The sequence below is a fragment of the Planktotalea sp. genome, assembly GCF_965659345.1.
Taxonomy (GTDB): Bacteria; Pseudomonadota; Alphaproteobacteria; order Rhodobacterales; family Rhodobacteraceae; genus Planktotalea.
In genome coordinates this window covers 56834-72126 of sequence record NZ_CBFHVK010000002.1, presented here as the reverse complement: position 1 = coordinate 72126, position 15293 = coordinate 56834, and the positions used below count along the sequence as shown (strand labels likewise).

At 52.9% G+C, this 15293-nt stretch carries 16 protein-coding genes; 8 read left to right on the top strand and 8 right to left on the bottom strand.

Annotated features, from left to right (window positions below; all coding sequences use genetic code 11):
• Position 1 precedes the first annotated feature (1 nt).
• The 6 genes from ACTG3Z_RS01800 to ACTG3Z_RS01775 all read right to left on the bottom strand — a co-directional run bounded on the left by ACTG3Z_RS01800 (position 2) and on the right by ACTG3Z_RS01775 (position 7216).
• Positions 2-1186, bottom strand: coding sequence for a M24 family metallopeptidase (locus tag ACTG3Z_RS01800; protein ID WP_439140935.1), 1185 nt, complete (start codon positions 1184-1186; stop codon positions 2-4).
• 8 nt (positions 1187-1194) lie between these two features.
• Positions 1195-2568, bottom strand: coding sequence for an aspartate aminotransferase family protein (locus ACTG3Z_RS01795; protein WP_439140934.1), 1374 nt, complete (start codon positions 2566-2568; stop codon positions 1195-1197).
• Between the two features lie 230 nt (positions 2569-2798).
• Entirely contained in the window at positions 2799-4037 is a 1239-nt protein-coding gene (locus ACTG3Z_RS01790) for a Tm-1-like ATP-binding domain-containing protein (RefSeq protein WP_439141082.1), read from the bottom strand.
• A gap of 105 nt (positions 4038-4142) precedes the next feature.
• Positions 4143-5618: a tripartite tricarboxylate transporter permease gene (locus tag ACTG3Z_RS01785; RefSeq protein ID WP_439140933.1), complete on the bottom strand. Its 1476-nt coding sequence runs from the start codon at positions 5616-5618 to the stop codon at positions 4143-4145.
• Between the two features lie 10 nt (positions 5619-5628).
• Positions 5629-6168 carry a tripartite tricarboxylate transporter TctB family protein gene (locus ACTG3Z_RS01780; protein WP_439140932.1) on the bottom strand — a complete coding sequence of 180 codons (540 nt, stop codon included), beginning with the start codon at positions 6166-6168 and terminating at the stop codon, positions 5629-5631.
• Positions 6169-6265: 97 nt separating this feature from the next.
• A complete protein-coding gene (locus ACTG3Z_RS01775; RefSeq protein WP_439140931.1) occupies positions 6266-7216 on the bottom strand; it encodes a tripartite tricarboxylate transporter substrate-binding protein in 951 nt (316 codons plus the stop codon).
• A 152-nt stretch (positions 7217-7368) separates the two neighbouring features.
• Here ACTG3Z_RS01775 and ACTG3Z_RS01770 point away from each other — a divergent pair, with 152 nt between their 5' ends.
• Positions 7369-8151, top strand: a complete 783-nt coding sequence (locus ACTG3Z_RS01770) for an IclR family transcriptional regulator (RefSeq protein ID WP_439140930.1) — start codon at positions 7369-7371, stop codon at positions 8149-8151.
• Positions 8152-8272: 121 nt separating this feature from the next.
• On the opposite strand, the gene ACTG3Z_RS01765 is transcribed toward ACTG3Z_RS01770, so the two are convergent.
• Positions 8273-9424: a DUF2130 domain-containing protein gene (locus ACTG3Z_RS01765; RefSeq protein ID WP_439140929.1), complete on the bottom strand. Its 1152-nt coding sequence runs from the start codon at positions 9422-9424 to the stop codon at positions 8273-8275.
• A 266-nt stretch (positions 9425-9690) separates the two neighbouring features.
• On the opposite strand from ACTG3Z_RS01765, the gene ACTG3Z_RS01760 reads away from it, so the two are divergent.
• The 7 genes from ACTG3Z_RS01760 to ureG are packed head-to-tail and all read left to right on the top strand — an operon-like array spanning position 9691 to position 14598.
• Positions 9691-10524 carry an urease accessory protein UreD gene (locus ACTG3Z_RS01760; RefSeq protein ID WP_439140928.1) on the top strand — a complete coding sequence of 278 codons (834 nt, stop codon included), beginning with the start codon at positions 9691-9693 and terminating at the stop codon, positions 10522-10524.
• A gap of 3 nt (positions 10525-10527) precedes the next feature.
• On the top strand, positions 10528-10830 hold the full coding sequence (locus ACTG3Z_RS01755) for an urease subunit gamma (RefSeq protein ID WP_375264889.1): 303 nt from the start codon (positions 10528-10530) through the stop codon (positions 10828-10830).
• 9 nt (positions 10831-10839) lie between these two features.
• A complete protein-coding gene (locus tag ACTG3Z_RS01750; protein WP_439140927.1) occupies positions 10840-11145 on the top strand; it encodes an urease subunit beta in 306 nt (101 codons plus the stop codon).
• A complete protein-coding gene (gene ureC / locus ACTG3Z_RS01745) occupies positions 11145-12884 on the top strand; it encodes an urease subunit alpha (RefSeq protein WP_439140926.1) in 1740 nt (579 codons plus the stop codon). Before ACTG3Z_RS01750 ends, ureC begins: the two co-directional genes overlap by 1 nt.
• A complete protein-coding gene (locus tag ACTG3Z_RS01740) occupies positions 12884-13351 on the top strand; it encodes an urease accessory protein UreE (protein WP_439140925.1) in 468 nt (155 codons plus the stop codon). Before ureC ends, ACTG3Z_RS01740 begins: the two co-directional genes overlap by 1 nt.
• Positions 13341-13970 carry an urease accessory protein UreF gene (locus tag ACTG3Z_RS01735; RefSeq protein WP_439140924.1) on the top strand — a complete coding sequence of 210 codons (630 nt, stop codon included), beginning with the start codon at positions 13341-13343 and terminating at the stop codon, positions 13968-13970. The genes ACTG3Z_RS01740 and ACTG3Z_RS01735 overlap by 11 nt, the downstream gene beginning before the upstream one ends.
• A gap of 4 nt (positions 13971-13974) precedes the next feature.
• Positions 13975-14598: an urease accessory protein UreG gene (ureG, locus tag ACTG3Z_RS01730; RefSeq protein WP_439140923.1), complete on the top strand. Its 624-nt coding sequence runs from the start codon at positions 13975-13977 to the stop codon at positions 14596-14598.
• Here the strand turns inward: ureG and urtE are convergent.
• Entirely contained in the window at positions 14595-15290 is a 696-nt protein-coding gene (gene urtE / locus ACTG3Z_RS01725) for an urea ABC transporter ATP-binding subunit UrtE (RefSeq protein ID WP_439140922.1), read from the bottom strand. The two genes, ureG and urtE, sit on opposite strands and share 4 nt — an antisense overlap.
• Positions 15291-15293 lie beyond the last annotated feature (3 nt).

The following is a 15293-nucleotide window of genomic DNA, read 5'->3' as shown; positions in this document are numbered from 1 at the left end:
ATCAGTCCTTCACAAAGAGCTTTCGCTCAACTTCGCAGAGCGTTTCGGCGGCACCGTCTTCGCGAATAAGGATCGTTTCTGTCGTCTCGAGCCCCCAAGTGTCCATCCAAAGAGCGGGCATAAAATGAAAGATCATTCCCGCCTGCAAAACCGTCTGATCTTCGGTGCGGATAGACGCTGTGCGCTCACCCCAATCAGGTGGATAGCTTAATCCAATCGGATACCCCATGCGACCAGAGCGTTCGATGCCATGCTTGCCCATCACCGCCATAAAGGCATTGGCGATATCACAGGTGCGATTACCAGCACGCGCGGCGTTTAAGCCAGCTTCGATGCCCTCCATCTGCGCCGCTTCCACGCGGCGCATGTCATCAAGAGGCGTGCCCAAGTAGATGGTTCTGCACAACGGCGCATGGTAGCGGCGATAACATCCTGAGAGCTCGAAAAACGTCGCTTCCCCCGTTTGCATCGGTGCGCCGTCCCACGTGAGATGCGCGGCCGTCGCATCCAATCCTGAGGGCGTGAGCGGTAGGATCGCGGGATAATCACCCCAATCATCGTCTACACCGGTAATTCCTGCGTGCATAATGTCAGCGACAAGGTCGTTCTTGCGCACGCCGGGTGCCGCCCGCGCTATCGCAGTTTGGATCACCTTTTCTGAAATACGCGCAGCTTTGCGTATAAAACCGATCTCAGCGTCCGATTTAACCAAGCGCTGCCAGTTCACCAAGGCCGTCGCATCGACGAGCGTCGCCTCTGACATCTCTGTCGTAAGCACAGCATGGGCTTTTGCAGAGTAGTAGTAATTCTCCATCTCCACGCCAATGCGCGCGCGCTCTAGCCCAAGGTCTTTCAAACGCTCAGCAAGGTCTTGCATCGGGTGGATTTCAGTCGACTGAACGTAGTGATCCCCGTAACCGATGATGTACTCGTGGCTCATCCAACAGGTGCGCCGTCCACCAAGCATATCCATGTGCCGACCCCACCAGATTGGCGGACCATCTGCGGTCACAATGACTCCTTGGTGCACATAAAAAGACCAGCCATCATACCCCGTCAGCCATGCTTGGTTCGATGGGTCTGTGACGAAAACCGCATCAAGCCCTGCTTTTGCCATTGCTGCGCGGGTTTTAGCGAGGCGGGCTTCATACTCTGCAATTGCGAAGGGTGCTTTGCTTTGTGTCATCTGAGTTCCTATCCTAAAACCGACGTGACAGCGCGCAGAGTTGCGGCGACAACGGTATCTGCTTCCTCGCGTGTGAGGCAAAACGGCGGCGCAAAGCCAATGATGTCCCCTTGCGGCATCGCGCGCGCGATCACGTTGCTTTGCTCAAGCATTTTGGCCGCGATTTGCGGACCAATTTTGTCAGCAGCATCAAAGAACGTGCGTGAGTCCTTATCGCTGACAAGTTCTACCGCACAAATCATACCCTCGCCGCGAATATCACCGACGTTTGGATGATCGCCCAGTGCCGTTTTCATTGCGTCGTTGAGATAGGTCCCAACGCTGCCTGCGTTTTCGACGAGGTTCAACGTGTCGATCAACTGCAAATTAGCAACCCCAGCCGCCGCGCCAATCGGATGTGCGGAATAGGTCCACCCATGACCGATGGGGCCATTTTCATCGGTTCCTTGCTCTAGAACTTTCCACATCTTGTCAGAGACAATCGAGCCTGACAAAGGCGCGTATGCGGAGGTTAGACCCTTTGCAATGGTGATAAGATCAGGGCGCATGCCATAATGATCAGAGCCAAACATTGAACCAAGGCGGCCGAAACCTGTGACGACCTCATCCGCGATGAGCAAAATATCGTGTTTGTCCAACACCGCTTGGATCGCGGGCCAATAGCCTGCCGGGGGTGGTACAATGCCGCCCGTCCCAAGGACTGGTTCGCCAATGAACGCCGCAATAGTTTCTGCGCCCTCATGTGCAATTTGCGCTTCAAGCTCTGCAACACAATGCGCGACAAACGCACTCTCGCTTTGCGCCAGATCATCGCGGCGGAAATAGTCAGGCGCAACAGTGTGCGTAACCTGTGCCAATGGCAGGTCAAACTTCTTGTGAAAAAGTTCCAACCCCGTCAACGACCCTGTCATCAGTCCGGAGCCGTGATAGCCACGCCACCGCGAGATGATTTTCTTTTTCTCAGGGCGACCAAGGATGTTGTTGTAATACCAGATCAATTTGATGTTGGTTTCGTTCGCATCCGAGCCGGACAGGCCGAAGTAGACTTTCGACATATGATCCGGCGCGCGATCAAGCACCATTTTTGCCAGCGTGATGGATGCCTCTGTGCCGTGGCCAACGTATGAATGATAATAGGCGAGCTCTTTGGCTTGATCGGCAATCGCTTCGGCGATCTCAGGGCGGCCATACCCGACATTCACACAATAAAGCCCCGCAAAAGCATCAAGCATACGGTTGCCATCACGGCCCTCAATGTAGCAACCAGAGCCAGATTTGATCACACGCTGCGGCAGATTTCCGCGTGCAAATTCCGCAAGATGTGTGGAGGGGTGAAAGAAGTGTTCACGGTCCCATTGTTCGAGTTGATCATTGTGAAGCATGGCTCAATCCCAAAAGCATATGCGGCGCGCCGCGTGTCAAAATAAGGAAGCCAAACGCACACTCAGCAGAAAGGCTCCGCCGACCTTATGCAGCAGCGCGCAATGCCTTTATTGCCAAGGTACGCGCCATTCAAAGCACGCAAAGTCTAGGCATGGCAATAGTAAAATGAACGCGCGTTGTCAGTTGAGGCACTTAGGCGAAAGATCCGCTTATTTAGGGTTTTGGGACGTTACGCATTTACAGTCACAACCCCATCAGCAATCCATCCATCCAGAATAGTCAAAGCTGCGTTCGCAAACGCTTCATCATTGATGTGACAATCGATCATTGTAAGTTTTGAAGGCGCTTTGATGGCCTTGCTCATTTCATCGACCATTGCTGACAGACCTTCAGGATCATACGCGGGCTCACCTTCTTTATCCCATTCTTCAACGCCTTGCGTTGGCATCAAGACATGAACCGGCCCCTTCGCCCCCTTCAAACGCGCAGCGATATCGCGCACTAACGCGCGTCGTTCATCTGGAGAAAGGCCAGAGGACTTGATCAGGCGATTATGCGCATGGAAGGGGCGATCTGAATATGCTTCTGGAATGTCTTGCCAACCAGCAAAATCGATCAGGTCCGCGCAGCCCGGCGATACGATCTGAGGAATAGCCTGCGCACCTGCGTTGGTCAGGCGATCTGTTCCTGCGTTGACCACAGAACCAACCATCAAATTACTCAATTCTGGCAAAGCAAAATCCATAACGGCCGCGAAATATCCTTGGCGCGCAAGCGCTTCAAACGCCATTCCGCCCATACCCGTCGCGTGAAAAACAGCAACTTCAAAGCCGCGCTCTTGCAGCGGCTCTCGCAGGTATTTCATGTAACGCAAACAAGAAGAACCCAGGCTCATCATACCAATAACAGGCCTGTCTGATTTGGGTGGCTCCACCGCATTTGCAGCACCAAGAACAGCGCCTGCTGCTTGAGAGAGCGACGATTTACAGATCGAATTCAGGCCATAAAGCCCGCCCGCCCAAAGGATCATCTGGATATCTGGGCTTAGGCGATCTGCAGGGATCAAAGGTGAAAAAGACACGGTCGACACGACATACTTGGGCACACCTAACGGCAACGCCTGCGCACAATCTAGTGCGAGATCCGTGCCCATGGTGCCACCTAGCGCAAGCATCGCATCAATTTTACCCGCAACATAAAGCTGGGCGCATAAGACAGATGCCCCCCGCGCCATGATCTGCATCGCTGTATTTTCGTCACCGCTGTCAATCGCCGCTTGAATGGAGGATCCGGCCGCCTCTGCGACCTGATGCTTGGAGACATCTGTGGGTTTGGAAGGGTCCCCTAAAACGCTTACATCCATCGACAAAACACGACCACCCTGCGCTACGATACGATCACAAATGTAGTGCAGCTCTTCATCTTTCGTGTCGTATGTCCCGATCACAAGTATCGTTTTTGTCATCACATTCCCTTTCGCGTCATCGTTGCGCATTTTTTCGTTCTCTAAATCATAGAGCCACTCAAAGATTGTATGAACTAGGCCATTCTATTGCTCAACCGTAGGTTAAAATCATCCTTTGCGATGCTCACGGATTAACGTTCGGATATGCAAAGCGATAACCAGCAAGATCAGTGCAAACAGGATCATCGCGATCGGGCGATCAATCATATCAAGCGGCGTTTTCACCCGTGGCATGGATGAGCGCAGCTTCACTTCCATAATACCGCCTAAAACCATTCCAAGGATAATCGGAACCAACGGCAGATTAAGCCGCTTCAGGATCACTCCCAACACACCAAAAACCGATGCAATCACGCAATCCGTCATCGAATTGCGCAGGCTATACACACCAACGAAACTTAGAAGCAGGATGACGATACCAACCAAACGTGTTGGCACCTGAATGATGCGGGTGAGAATATTGGTTGAAAACAGCAAGAACACCAAAACCAGCACATTTAGCAACAAAAGCGCGAGATAAAGCGCCATGACAAAGTCCATTTGGTTCTGAAAAAGTTGAGGACCCGGGATCACATTATGCACGTAAAAGACGGAAAGCATCATTGCAGTTAGCGCTTCGCCCGGTATGCCCAATGCAAGCAACGGGATCATCGCCGCTGCGGGCACGGCATTGTTCGCCGCTTCAGATGCGATCAATCCTTCGGGGGATCCTTTGCCAAACATTTCTGGCGTTTTGGACGTCTTTTGCGCGTAGGTATAGGACATGAATTGCGCGGTGAATTCCCCAACGCCCGGCACCATGCCCATCATCACACCAAACCCAGACGCAACACTTGCGACGCGTTTATAAAGCCACAACTCTTTAAGACCCGACAAGACAGACCCTTGCACCGACGTGGCTTGCGGTTGCTCATCAGGTTGGCTCAAAAGCAAGAAGGCTTGGCTCAGTGCGAAGAGGCCAAGCACAACGACAATCAAATCGACACCGGACGCGAGCCAGCTTTGATCAAAGGTAAAACGGCGCGTGTAATTGACGGGCTCTAGCCCTACCGTGTGCAACAAAATCCCGAATGCCGCCAACATGCCTGCTGCAAATGTCTGTCCACGATGGGCAAGCACCACCAAAATGATGCCCAAAAGTGCCGCAAGAAAAATCTCGCGGGAGCCGAACATCGGTGCAATTAACGCGAGCAGAGGAGACAAAGCAATCAGCGCAACAATCGAGATTATGCCACCAACGAACGATGAAGAATACGCCAGCGCGACTGCGCGGCGCCCCTCGCCGCGTTGGGTCATCGGGAAGCCGTCATAGGTTGTCAGCGCATTGACAGCAGTGCCCGGTGTGTTGAGCAAAACCGCAGGCAGCGCGCCGCCATACATGGACGAGCCGTAAATCCCCAAGAGCATGGTGAGCCCCACCAGTGGCGGCAAGGAAAACGTCGCGGGCAAAAGAATTGCGATTGCGACGGCAGCCCCGACCCCGGGAATGGCACCGATTACGACGCCGCCAATTGAGCCAATAAGCAGTGCAATGATAACTTGCCAATCAAGCAACAGCCCTGCGCCGGAGATGAGTGCGTCCACAGGTCAGCCCCTAAAAATAAGTAAGGAAGAAACTGCGCAAGGCAGTCGGAAGATATTCATAAATTGCCGCACCCGGAATTTTTACCTGCAGAAAGCCTTTGAAGACGACGACAATGACAATCGCGAGGATCAGCAGAAAACCCAGTACTTTAACAGAGCGATACCCAGCCCGCAGCCCAAGCAGCACGGCAAAAACCATGGTCATGGGAAGGTATCCAAGCTTGGGGACCAAAGACACGTAGGCCATAAACCAGCCTGCGTACTCAACCGATTTCACCCAGCTCCAAACTTCACTCCACCGCCCCTCGAGCCGTTCTGAAAGAAATGAGGACAGCAAATGAAACGCCGCAAAAAAGCTCATCGCGTAGACCGCGACAGTGGGCCAGAACGCGGGTTGGGAGAACGTTTTGCCGTTTGGTTTCCACGGTGCTTGGCTATCAAGTTGACTGACAAGAAAGAGCGACAAAATCAGAAATATCCATGCAAACACGATGTCACCGGGACGTCGGTAGCGTTTGAACAATTCTTGCAATGTCTTCACACGCGACATGGGATTAACTCTGTTTCTGGAAAGTCTTTGGGCAAAAGGCCTAAGCGCCTTTGGTAAAACCGGGCGACGCCGCCGCCCGATTTTGAAACTGTGATACTTACTCAGAAAGCATCTTGTCGATGCCCGCGAGCGTCTCAATGTCGGTCGCAATCAAAGATGAGACCGCTGCAGCATCCTGCCAATAGACCAATGCGCCTGTCTCAGCGGCCAGCTTTTGCGCGCGCTCTGACATCACTGTCTTTTGTGCGACTGCAATGATCTTTTCGCGCACATCCGCAGGCGTATCTTTATGAACAAAAAGACCATTCCAAAGCGCGACATCTAAAGAAGGGGCAAGCTCTGCAACCGTTGGTGTATCAGGGGTCAGTGAAATGCGTTCTGCCCCAATGGAAGCAAGGACTTTAACATCGTCTAGGCAGGGCAGGATCAGCTGAAGCGTTGTGTTGATCACATCCACATCACCAGACGCAAGCGTGTTGCAATCAAGCGCATCGAACGCTGCGTCAGATGCAAACGAAAAGCCCATTTCCTTAGCAAGACCCATCGTCACCTGCGTCGGAACCAAGGGCGCGCCGAAGTGTCCCAAAACCACATCATTGGACTTTGCGTGTTCTGCAAGACCTGCAACATCGTCATAAGGCGCATCGCCGCCCGCCGCGATCACAAACGGATATGTCAAGAAATTGCCAAGTGGCTCGAACGGGTTCGGATTTAATTCTGGAATGCCGATTTGCGGACCAACGACTGGGACCGCAATAATGAAAGACCCAATTGTGTACCCATCGGCTGGCGCATTCGCGACCTCGATCGCACCGGGGAATGGTCCACCACCGCCACCGGGTTTATTCACCACCGCAGCTGCAACACCATATTCTGCTTGAAAGTCTTCTGCGATCATCCGCGTCAGAATATCCTCAAGATCACCCGGAGGCCATGGAACCACGAAGGACACAGGCTTTTCTGGATATTCTGCGAGGGCGACAGACGGCGCCACAAACGCGGCTGCGGTCAGGCCAGCGGCCAAGATAGTTGAGGTTAAATATTTCATGTCATCTCTCCCATTTGAGGGTAAAGCGCCAAGCTCTCTTGCGGAGTCGGTTCACTATTGCTACCATTTGGTTCAACAACTTTGCGATGATCCAGAATACCTGTCAACGCTCGAATTGCCGATGAAACCGTACCAACGAAGATTTTCAACCTATGCCAAAGCAAATGATGGGAACAGTTGATAAAGCGCTTTCGCTTATGCGCTTCTTTTCGCCGCAACTTCCTGAAATTGGTCTTTCTGAGCTGGCGCGCAAATCAGGCTTTGACAAGGCGACAACGCTGCGGTGTCTTAATGCGTTAGAACGCAACGGTTTCGTCGAACAAGATTTGCTCAGCCGCAAATATAGGGTCGGCCTCTCCCCCTTCCATCTGGCGCAGATTAGGGAACAAAGCTTTCCAATTGAATCAATTATTGCAGAGCACTTGGATGCCTTGGTCGCGCGGGTCGGTGAAACAGCACACGGCACCTTGATGGCTGGTCGTGATCCCGTAACGGTCGCAATTAGCAATCCAGATCGCGCGTTGTTTGTGAATGTAACACCGTCAAGCGCACTTCCATGGCACGCCACTGCCTCTGGCATCGCTATCGCCGCGCATTTACCTGATGATATGCAAACAGAGCTTCTGGATCGGCTAGACTTTTCACTTTTCACGCAAAACACACCGTCAAACAAAGCCGACATTCGAAAAGCGTGGGACACTTGCCGCAAAAATGGTCTCGCACGGGCGCTATCAACATTTGAAGATGATGTGATCGGAACGGCGGCACCCATATTTGGGCAGACTGGTCATGCGGTTGGCTCTGTTGCGATCGCTTCAGTGGCCTTGCGGATGACCGCTGAGCTGGAGACACAAATCGCTAAAGAACTACGCAATATAGCACAGGCTATCACCCATAAGATTGGCGGCGTGTTGCCCGTCGCGCTTCCAACTTAATATTTAATCGAAGTTGTTACCGAACCAAACGAGCCAATTTCAACTGCCTCAAGAATTTACATGAACGGTGACTTCAAGACGCCCGATCTTAGACACCCTCTGCGACATGCAAATCCCTGCTTCAGCCATCCTTTTCAATCAACAACGCTTCAACGCTTTCAATTTCCGGCATCGAGCGTCCGGCAATGCCTTGCAAATCACCGTGCATTCCAACTGTTGACGCTATGACCAAATCAATCTGCTTGGCACGCAACGCCCATTGCTTTTCGATAAACACACGCTCTTTGCGCAAGTTGTCTTGCATGTCTTCAAAACGCTCCACAATCGCATCAACCCGCTGCTTGAACTGCGTGCCTGTCAGATAATCGTAGATCATCTCCATCTTGGTTTCCTGACCCATCGCACGCCCTTTGGCACCCGCCACATCAATCAAGCCTTGACGCAAAGACGTGGCCAGCGGAACCGCGTAGCGCGGACTACACACCCAAATTCCTTCAACGATACCAAAACTATCGACGCCCTCTGGCAACGCATGTGACGTTATCACAGCAATTTCACACCCAGACGCACGTTGGTCATCGCGCAATTTGGCCAGCCACCCAGCCGTCCAGTTTTTGGTGCGTTTACTTTCCCAAAGAATGCTGCCTGCTTTACCGCTGGGCCCAATGACATCTTGGCGCACATCTGCGCCGCTGACGCCTTTGGCCACAGGCACAAATTCATCAATAGGAAATGCGGCCGCCAAAGTTTCCTCGAGTACGATTTCAGCCGCCTCTCCTTGCGTTTGCATCGATCCTTGTTCTGACTTCTGTTTCAGCGCTTCAATCTGGCGTTTCATTCCTTCCATGACCTGTGCTTGCTCGGCCAGCTTCAAACCGGCTTTCGCTTCGGCATCTCGCGCCAGCTTTTCGGCCATCGCAGGGCGCTCTTGTGCCAGCATCTTTTGTAAGGTCAGCTCCATCTCTGCTTCTTTATCTTTGAGCTGCTGTTCGCGCTTCAATGCTGCGGCTTGGGCTGACTGTGCTTCTTTCAACTTTTCGTCCTGAGCCTTAATCCGCTCTTGTAAAGCGGCCTGCTCAGCTAAGGTTTCAGCCTTAGCGAGCTCTTTGGCCTGTGCTTTGGCTGCGGCCAATGCCTCCGCCGCGTCCGCCTCTCGCTTTGCAAGCTCAGCGTTAAAGGTGGCCTGCAAATCGGCGACCATCGGTCCGGCCAATTGTTCTGTGAGTTCAATTTCATTGGCACATTTTGGACATTGGATCGTCAACTCAGACATGCATTCACCTATGATATTTAAAGAGAAGCAAAATTAACACGGAATCCACTGAACCGCTAGGACATGAAGGGCAATGAACTGCCTTTCCATTGCTTGCAAAAACTTACAGAGCAACAGCGGAGGAGCTCAAAGTGACACCCACCAAAGCGGCTAAAAATTGTGCAGATGTGCAAAATTTATGCGTAACAGATTAGATTACCGCCATTCGCTTGCCCCGTTCAACAAACCCCGCCACAGTGCCAAAAAGTAACTTTAGTGAGACGCGCGTGACCGCACACACCCCCATCGCTACCAAGCCGATGCTACAACGCGCGCGCGGCCTATTAAATATCAGTGCACGGCAATCGTCAGGCGGCGTCTCGCGCTTGAAAAACCTGCGCCAACAAGGCTCTTACCGCACTATTTTTCCGCGCTCCAGCAGTGGCAATGTCGAGGCGGTCATCATCAATACCGCAGGAGGTGTCACGGGAGGCGATCAATTTTCAACAACTGCCGTGGCGCATACCGGCGCGAGCCTTAGTATCACGACACAAGCCGCTGAACGCATCTACCGCGCCCCCGACATTGCAAAAGGCTCGATGAAAACAAAGTTGAGTGTTCATGAAAATGCTCAGATGTTTTGGGTACCTCAAGAGACCATCCTGTTTGAGGGTGCGCGCCTCGAACGGCGCTTGGATGTCGACCTCCATGCAGGTGCCAAATTCCTGATGGTGGAGCCTTTGATATTCGGACGCGAAGCCTCGGGCGAGACGTTGAGATCAGGGAGTTTGGACGACCGCGTTTCCATCAAACTTGACGCACAGCCACTCTACCTTGATCGCATAAAACTAGACGGTGATATCGACGAGCAACTTGGCAGAACGGCCTTAGCCAATGGTGCACGCGCTGTAGCAAATATTGTTTTGGTCGATCCAAACGCGGCCAGCTTTCTTGATAAGGTCCGCGCCAAACTGTCGTCCAGCGCGGGCGCAAGCTTGTTAAACGACAAAACGCTCGTCGTGCGCATTTTAGCGGCTGATAGCTTTGCACTACGCACCGCGACCTTGCCAATACTCACCCTACTCACTGATGATGGCGTGCCCAAAAACTGGAGACTTTGACCAATGCAACTGACACCACGAGAGAAAGACAAGCTGCTGGTCGCGATGGCTGCTGAAGTTGCGCGCAAGCGTTTGGCGCGCGGGGTAAAGCTGAATTATCCGGAAGCGATTGCGCTTATCACTGATGCGGTTGTTGAGGGCGCGCGCGATGGGCGCTCGGTCGCAGATATGATGGAGGCTGGAGCACATGTCATCACGCGTGATCAATGCATGCAGGGCGTGGCTGAGATGATCCACGATGTGCAGGTCGAAGCCACATTTCCCGATGGCACCAAACTTGTCACCGTCCACAACCCGATCCGATAGGAGAAGAAGATGATCCCTGGAGAGATTTTTCCCGCAGATGGCGAGCTGATCCTAAATTCGGACCGTGAGGCCATCACGATTATGGTCGCCAATACGGGTGACCGCCCAGTGCAAGTCGGCAGCCATTATCATTTTGCCGAGTGCAACGCAGCTTTGGATTTTGACCGCAGCGCAGCTCATGGTCGCAGACTCGATATTGCGCCTGGCACCGCTGTTCGTTTCGAACCCGGTCAACGCCGCGAAGTGAACTTGATCGAGATATCAGGTGCGCGTCGCATCTTTGGGTTTAACAACAAAGTCATGGGAGACCTCTGATGGCCACTTCAATAAGCCGCGCGGATTATGCAGCCATGTTCGGTCCCACCGTTGGCGACAAAATTCGCCTCGCAGATACTGAGCTTATCATCGAAGTCGAGCGCGATCTCACGGCTGAGCGCGCAAACGGTGCCAACGCGATGACCTACGGCGAAGAGGTCAAATTTGGCGGTGGAAAAGTTATTCGTGACGGCATGGGGCAATCGCAAGCGACCCGTGCTGCGGGAGCTGTAGATACGGTTATAACGAATGCTCTGATCGTCGATCATTCCGGCATCTACAAAGCAGACGTGGGTCTGCGCGATGGGCGTATCCATAAAATTGGTAAAGCAGGCAACCCAGACACACAGCCCGGCGTGGATATTATTGTGGGTCCCGGCACAGAGGTTATTGCTGGCGAAGGCCGCATCCTTACCGCTGGCGGATTTGATTCACACATCCACTTTATCTGTCCGCAGCAGATAGAGGACGCTTTGCACTCTGGATTAACCACGATGCTTGGCGGTGGCACGGGTCCGGCGCATGGCACTTTGGCCACGACTTGCACGCCTGGACCGTGGCACATTGGCCGTATGTTGCAAGCCGCTGATGCCTTTCCAATGAACCTTGCTTTTGCGGGCAAAGGCAATGCGAGCCAACCTGACGCTTTGGTCGAAATGGTCAAAGGCGGGGCGTGTGCGCTGAAATTGCATGAGGATTGGGGCACAACCCCTGCCGCCATTGATTGCTGCTTGTCCGTTGCGGATGACATGGATGTGCAGGTGATGATTCACACCGACACTTTAAATGAATCAGGTTTTGTCGAAACCACAGTTGCGGCGATGAAGGGACGTACAATTCACGCCTTTCACACAGAAGGCGCAGGCGGTGGACATGCGCCCGACATCATCAAAATATGCGGTGAAGAGCATGTGTTGCCCTCCTCCACGAACCCAACACGGCCCTATACGGTTAACACGCTTGAAGAACATCTCGACATGCTGATGGTCTGTCATCACCTTGATAAATCAATACCAGAGGACGTGGCATTTGCTGAAAGCCGCATCCGTCGCGAGACGATTGCCGCAGAAGATATTCTTCATGACATGGGCGCTTTTTCGATCATCGCATCCGACAGTCAAGCGATGGGGCGCGTCGGCGAAGTGCTTATCCGCACATGGCAAACCGCCGATAAGATGAAAAAGCAGCGGGGTCGTTTACCCGAAGAAACGGGTGAGAACGATAACTTCCGTGTGCGCCGCTACATCGCAAAATACACAATCAATCCTGCGATTGCCCATGGTATCAGCAACGAAATCGGCAGCATCACGGAAGGTAAACGTGCCGACCTTGTGCTTTGGAACCCTGCGTTCTTTGGGGTGAAGCCCGAAATGGTTCTGATGGCTGGAACAATTGTTTGCGCACAGATGGGCGACCCTAACGCGTCCATCCCGACGCCACAGCCCGTCTATTCACGACCGATGTTCGGCGCCTTCGGACGCTCAGTAGAGCACTCTGCCGTCTGCTTCGTCTCCGAAGCCGCGCAAGCGGATGGTATTGGCGAAAAGCTGGGATTGGCGAAGCAAACGGTTGCGGTGCAAAACACGCGCAACATTGGCAAATCCGACCTCATCCACAACACCGCGACACCGCATATGGAAGTGAATCCGGAGACTTACGAGGTCCGGGCCGATGGCGAACTGCTAACCTGCGAGCCCGCAATTGAGTTGCCAATGGCGCAGCGATATTTCTTGTTCTAATGGCCGATTTTACATCCAATACGATCCGTAAAGCGGGGGTTTGGTCGGATGCCTTGTCATCCTGCGTTCTGACATACGACGACCGCTTTCTGCGACGGAAGGTCATCAAGACGCGTGCAAATCAAACACTCTTGGTGGATTTGGCACATACGACTTCGCTGGATCACGGCGATGCTTTTGAGTTAAGCGATGGTCAGTTTGTTGAAGTCATCGCCGCTGAAGAGCCTTTGCTGCAAGTGACTGGTGATTTAGTTCAATTGGCATGGCATATTGGCAATCGCCACACCCCTTGCCAGATCGAGCCAGAGCGCTTGTTGATCCAAGACGACCCTGTGATTAGCCATATGCTTGAACATCTCGGGGCAAAAATCACGCGGATTAATGAGCCGTTCACACCCGAAGGCGGCGCCTACGGCCACGGGCGAACCCATAGCCACGAACACGTTCATACCGCCCATGAGCACTGATGTTCTCACTCTTGCCCAACTGCTTTCCCCCAGTTTTCCTGTGGGCGCATTCGCGTACTCAAGTGGCTTGGAAACAGCAATCCACGAGGGCTTCATCACAGACGCTGCAAGTTTACAAGCATGGCTCGAAACCCTTTTGGCAAATGGCAGTCTACGCGCAGATGCGGTGTTGTTAAACGCAGCTTATGGATCAAGTGATCCAATAGTCGATGCCAGCGCGCGCGCCTTCGCGTCTTCTTCAGAGCGCTTGTTGGAAACGGACCTGCAAGGGGCGGCGTTCTGCGAAACTGTTTTGGCCGTTTGGGGGCATGATTTAGGGCGTCTTTGCTATCCAGTCGCGGTAGGACGGACCGCCGCTCACTTAAATTTGGATGTCAAACTCGCGACTGCGATGTATCTGCAAGCCAGTATGAGCAACCTTATCGCCGCAGCAATGCGCTTGGTACCTTTGGGGCAAGTCGATGGTCAAAAGACGCAGACTGCGCTGAAGCCTATGTGCAGTGAAATTGCTGCACAATTGCGCGGTGCAACGCTGGAAGATCTGCACAATTCTGCATGGATGTCCGATATTGTGGCAATGCAGCATGAAACCCAATATTCACGCGTCTTTCGGAGCTAGCGTTATGACCTCACAAAACGGACCTTTGCGCATCGGGATCGGTGGCCCCGTCGGTGCCGGAAAAACAACTCTGACTGCCGCCCTTGCCCGTATTTTGCACCCAAATCTGTCGATCAGTGTGATCACCAACGACATCTACACGCAAGAAGACGCAGAAGCCTTGATGCGTATGCAAATTCTGCCCCAAGATCGCGTGATCGGTGTCGAAACTGGCGGCTGCCCGCATACTGCAATTCGCGAAGATGCGTCGATCAACCTCGCAGCGATCGCAGAAATGCGCACGCGTCACGACGACCTTGAAATCGTTTTGATCGAAAGCGGCGGTGATAATCTCTCAGCCACTTTTAGTCCTGAGCTGGCCGATGTAACGGTCTATGTCATTGATGTTGCAGCAGGCGAAGAAATTCCGCGCAAAGGCGGCCCCGCGATCACAAAGTCAGACATTTTGGTGATCAATAAGACCGATCTTGCACCGCATGTTGGTGCGTCCCTTGAGGTAATGCAGCGTGATGCAACCCGCATGCGCGGTGACAAACCCTTTGTATTTACATCGTTGCGCGGCGGCAAAGGTGCGTCAGACATTGTTGAATTGCTTGCCAGCATCGGCGGATTTAATGCACCGGACTAGACCATCACAGCATCGTATAGGTCCTGCCGATCCAAGCCTTTAGCGGGCTTGTGAAAGCTGACCTCGCCGCGTTTCATCACCGTAAATTCGCCCCCCAGTTCGAAGGCAAAATCGAAGAACTGTTCGACTAGGATAATTGCCATATCGCCTTGCTCACACAGGATGCGAATGACGTTTCCAATTTGTTGAATAATGTTGGGCTGAATGCCTTCGGTCGGTTCATCAAGTAGCAAAACCTTAGGTCGCGTAATCAACGCGCGGGCGATCGCGAGCTGTTGCTGTTGCCCACCGGACAGATCCCCGCCTCTGCGCGCAGCCATTTCCTTTAGAACAGGAAACAGCTCATAGATTTGCTCTGGCACGCCATGTTCCGCCTTGTCTAGACATGCAAAGCCAGTCTCAAGGTTTTCAACAACGCTCAACATTGGAAAAATTTCGCGCCCTTGAGGAACATAGGCGATGCCCGCTTTCGCCGCATCAAACGCGCTCAAGTGTGATTGAGGCGCGCCATCAAGCTCGATTGTACCGTGTTCATAGGGGTGACGGCCTGCGATGGCTTTGAGCAAACTGGTTTTACCAACGCCATTAGTACCCATCACGCAGGTCACCTCACCCGCTTTCGCACTAAGCGAAACGCCATTGAGGATCTGACTTTGACCGTATTTCAGAGTGAGGTCTTGAACATTCAACATAGA

Coding starts and splice junctions, on each gene's coding strand:
- ACTG3Z_RS01800 (WP_439140935.1), bottom strand. CDS start 1,186: ATGACACAAAGCAAAGCACCCTTCGCAATTGCAGAGTATGAAGCCCGC.
- ACTG3Z_RS01795 (WP_439140934.1), bottom strand. CDS start 2,568: ATGCTTCACAATGATCAACTCGAACAATGGGACCGTGAACACTTCTTT.
- ACTG3Z_RS01780 (WP_439140932.1), bottom strand. CDS start 6,168: ATGTCGCGTGTGAAGACATTGCAAGAATTGTTCAAACGCTACCGACGT.
- ACTG3Z_RS01775 (WP_439140931.1), bottom strand. CDS start 7,216: ATGAAATATTTAACCTCAACTATCTTGGCCGCTGGCCTGACCGCAGCC.
- ACTG3Z_RS01770 (WP_439140930.1), top strand. CDS start 7,369: ATGCCAAAGCAAATGATGGGAACAGTTGATAAAGCGCTTTCGCTTATG.
- ACTG3Z_RS01765 (WP_439140929.1), bottom strand. CDS start 9,424: ATGTCTGAGTTGACGATCCAATGTCCAAAATGTGCCAATGAAATTGAA.
- ACTG3Z_RS01755 (WP_375264889.1), top strand. CDS start 10,528: ATGCAACTGACACCACGAGAGAAAGACAAGCTGCTGGTCGCGATGGCT.
- ACTG3Z_RS01750 (WP_439140927.1), top strand. CDS start 10,840: ATGATCCCTGGAGAGATTTTTCCCGCAGATGGCGAGCTGATCCTAAAT.
- ureC (WP_439140926.1), top strand. CDS start 11,145: ATGGCCACTTCAATAAGCCGCGCGGATTATGCAGCCATGTTCGGTCCC.
- ACTG3Z_RS01740 (WP_439140925.1), top strand. CDS start 12,884: ATGGCCGATTTTACATCCAATACGATCCGTAAAGCGGGGGTTTGGTCG.
- ACTG3Z_RS01735 (WP_439140924.1), top strand. CDS start 13,341: ATGAGCACTGATGTTCTCACTCTTGCCCAACTGCTTTCCCCCAGTTTT.
- ureG (WP_439140923.1), top strand. CDS start 13,975: ATGACCTCACAAAACGGACCTTTGCGCATCGGGATCGGTGGCCCCGTC.
- urtE (WP_439140922.1), bottom strand. CDS start 15,290: ATGTTGAATGTTCAAGACCTCACTCTGAAATACGGTCAAAGTCAGATC.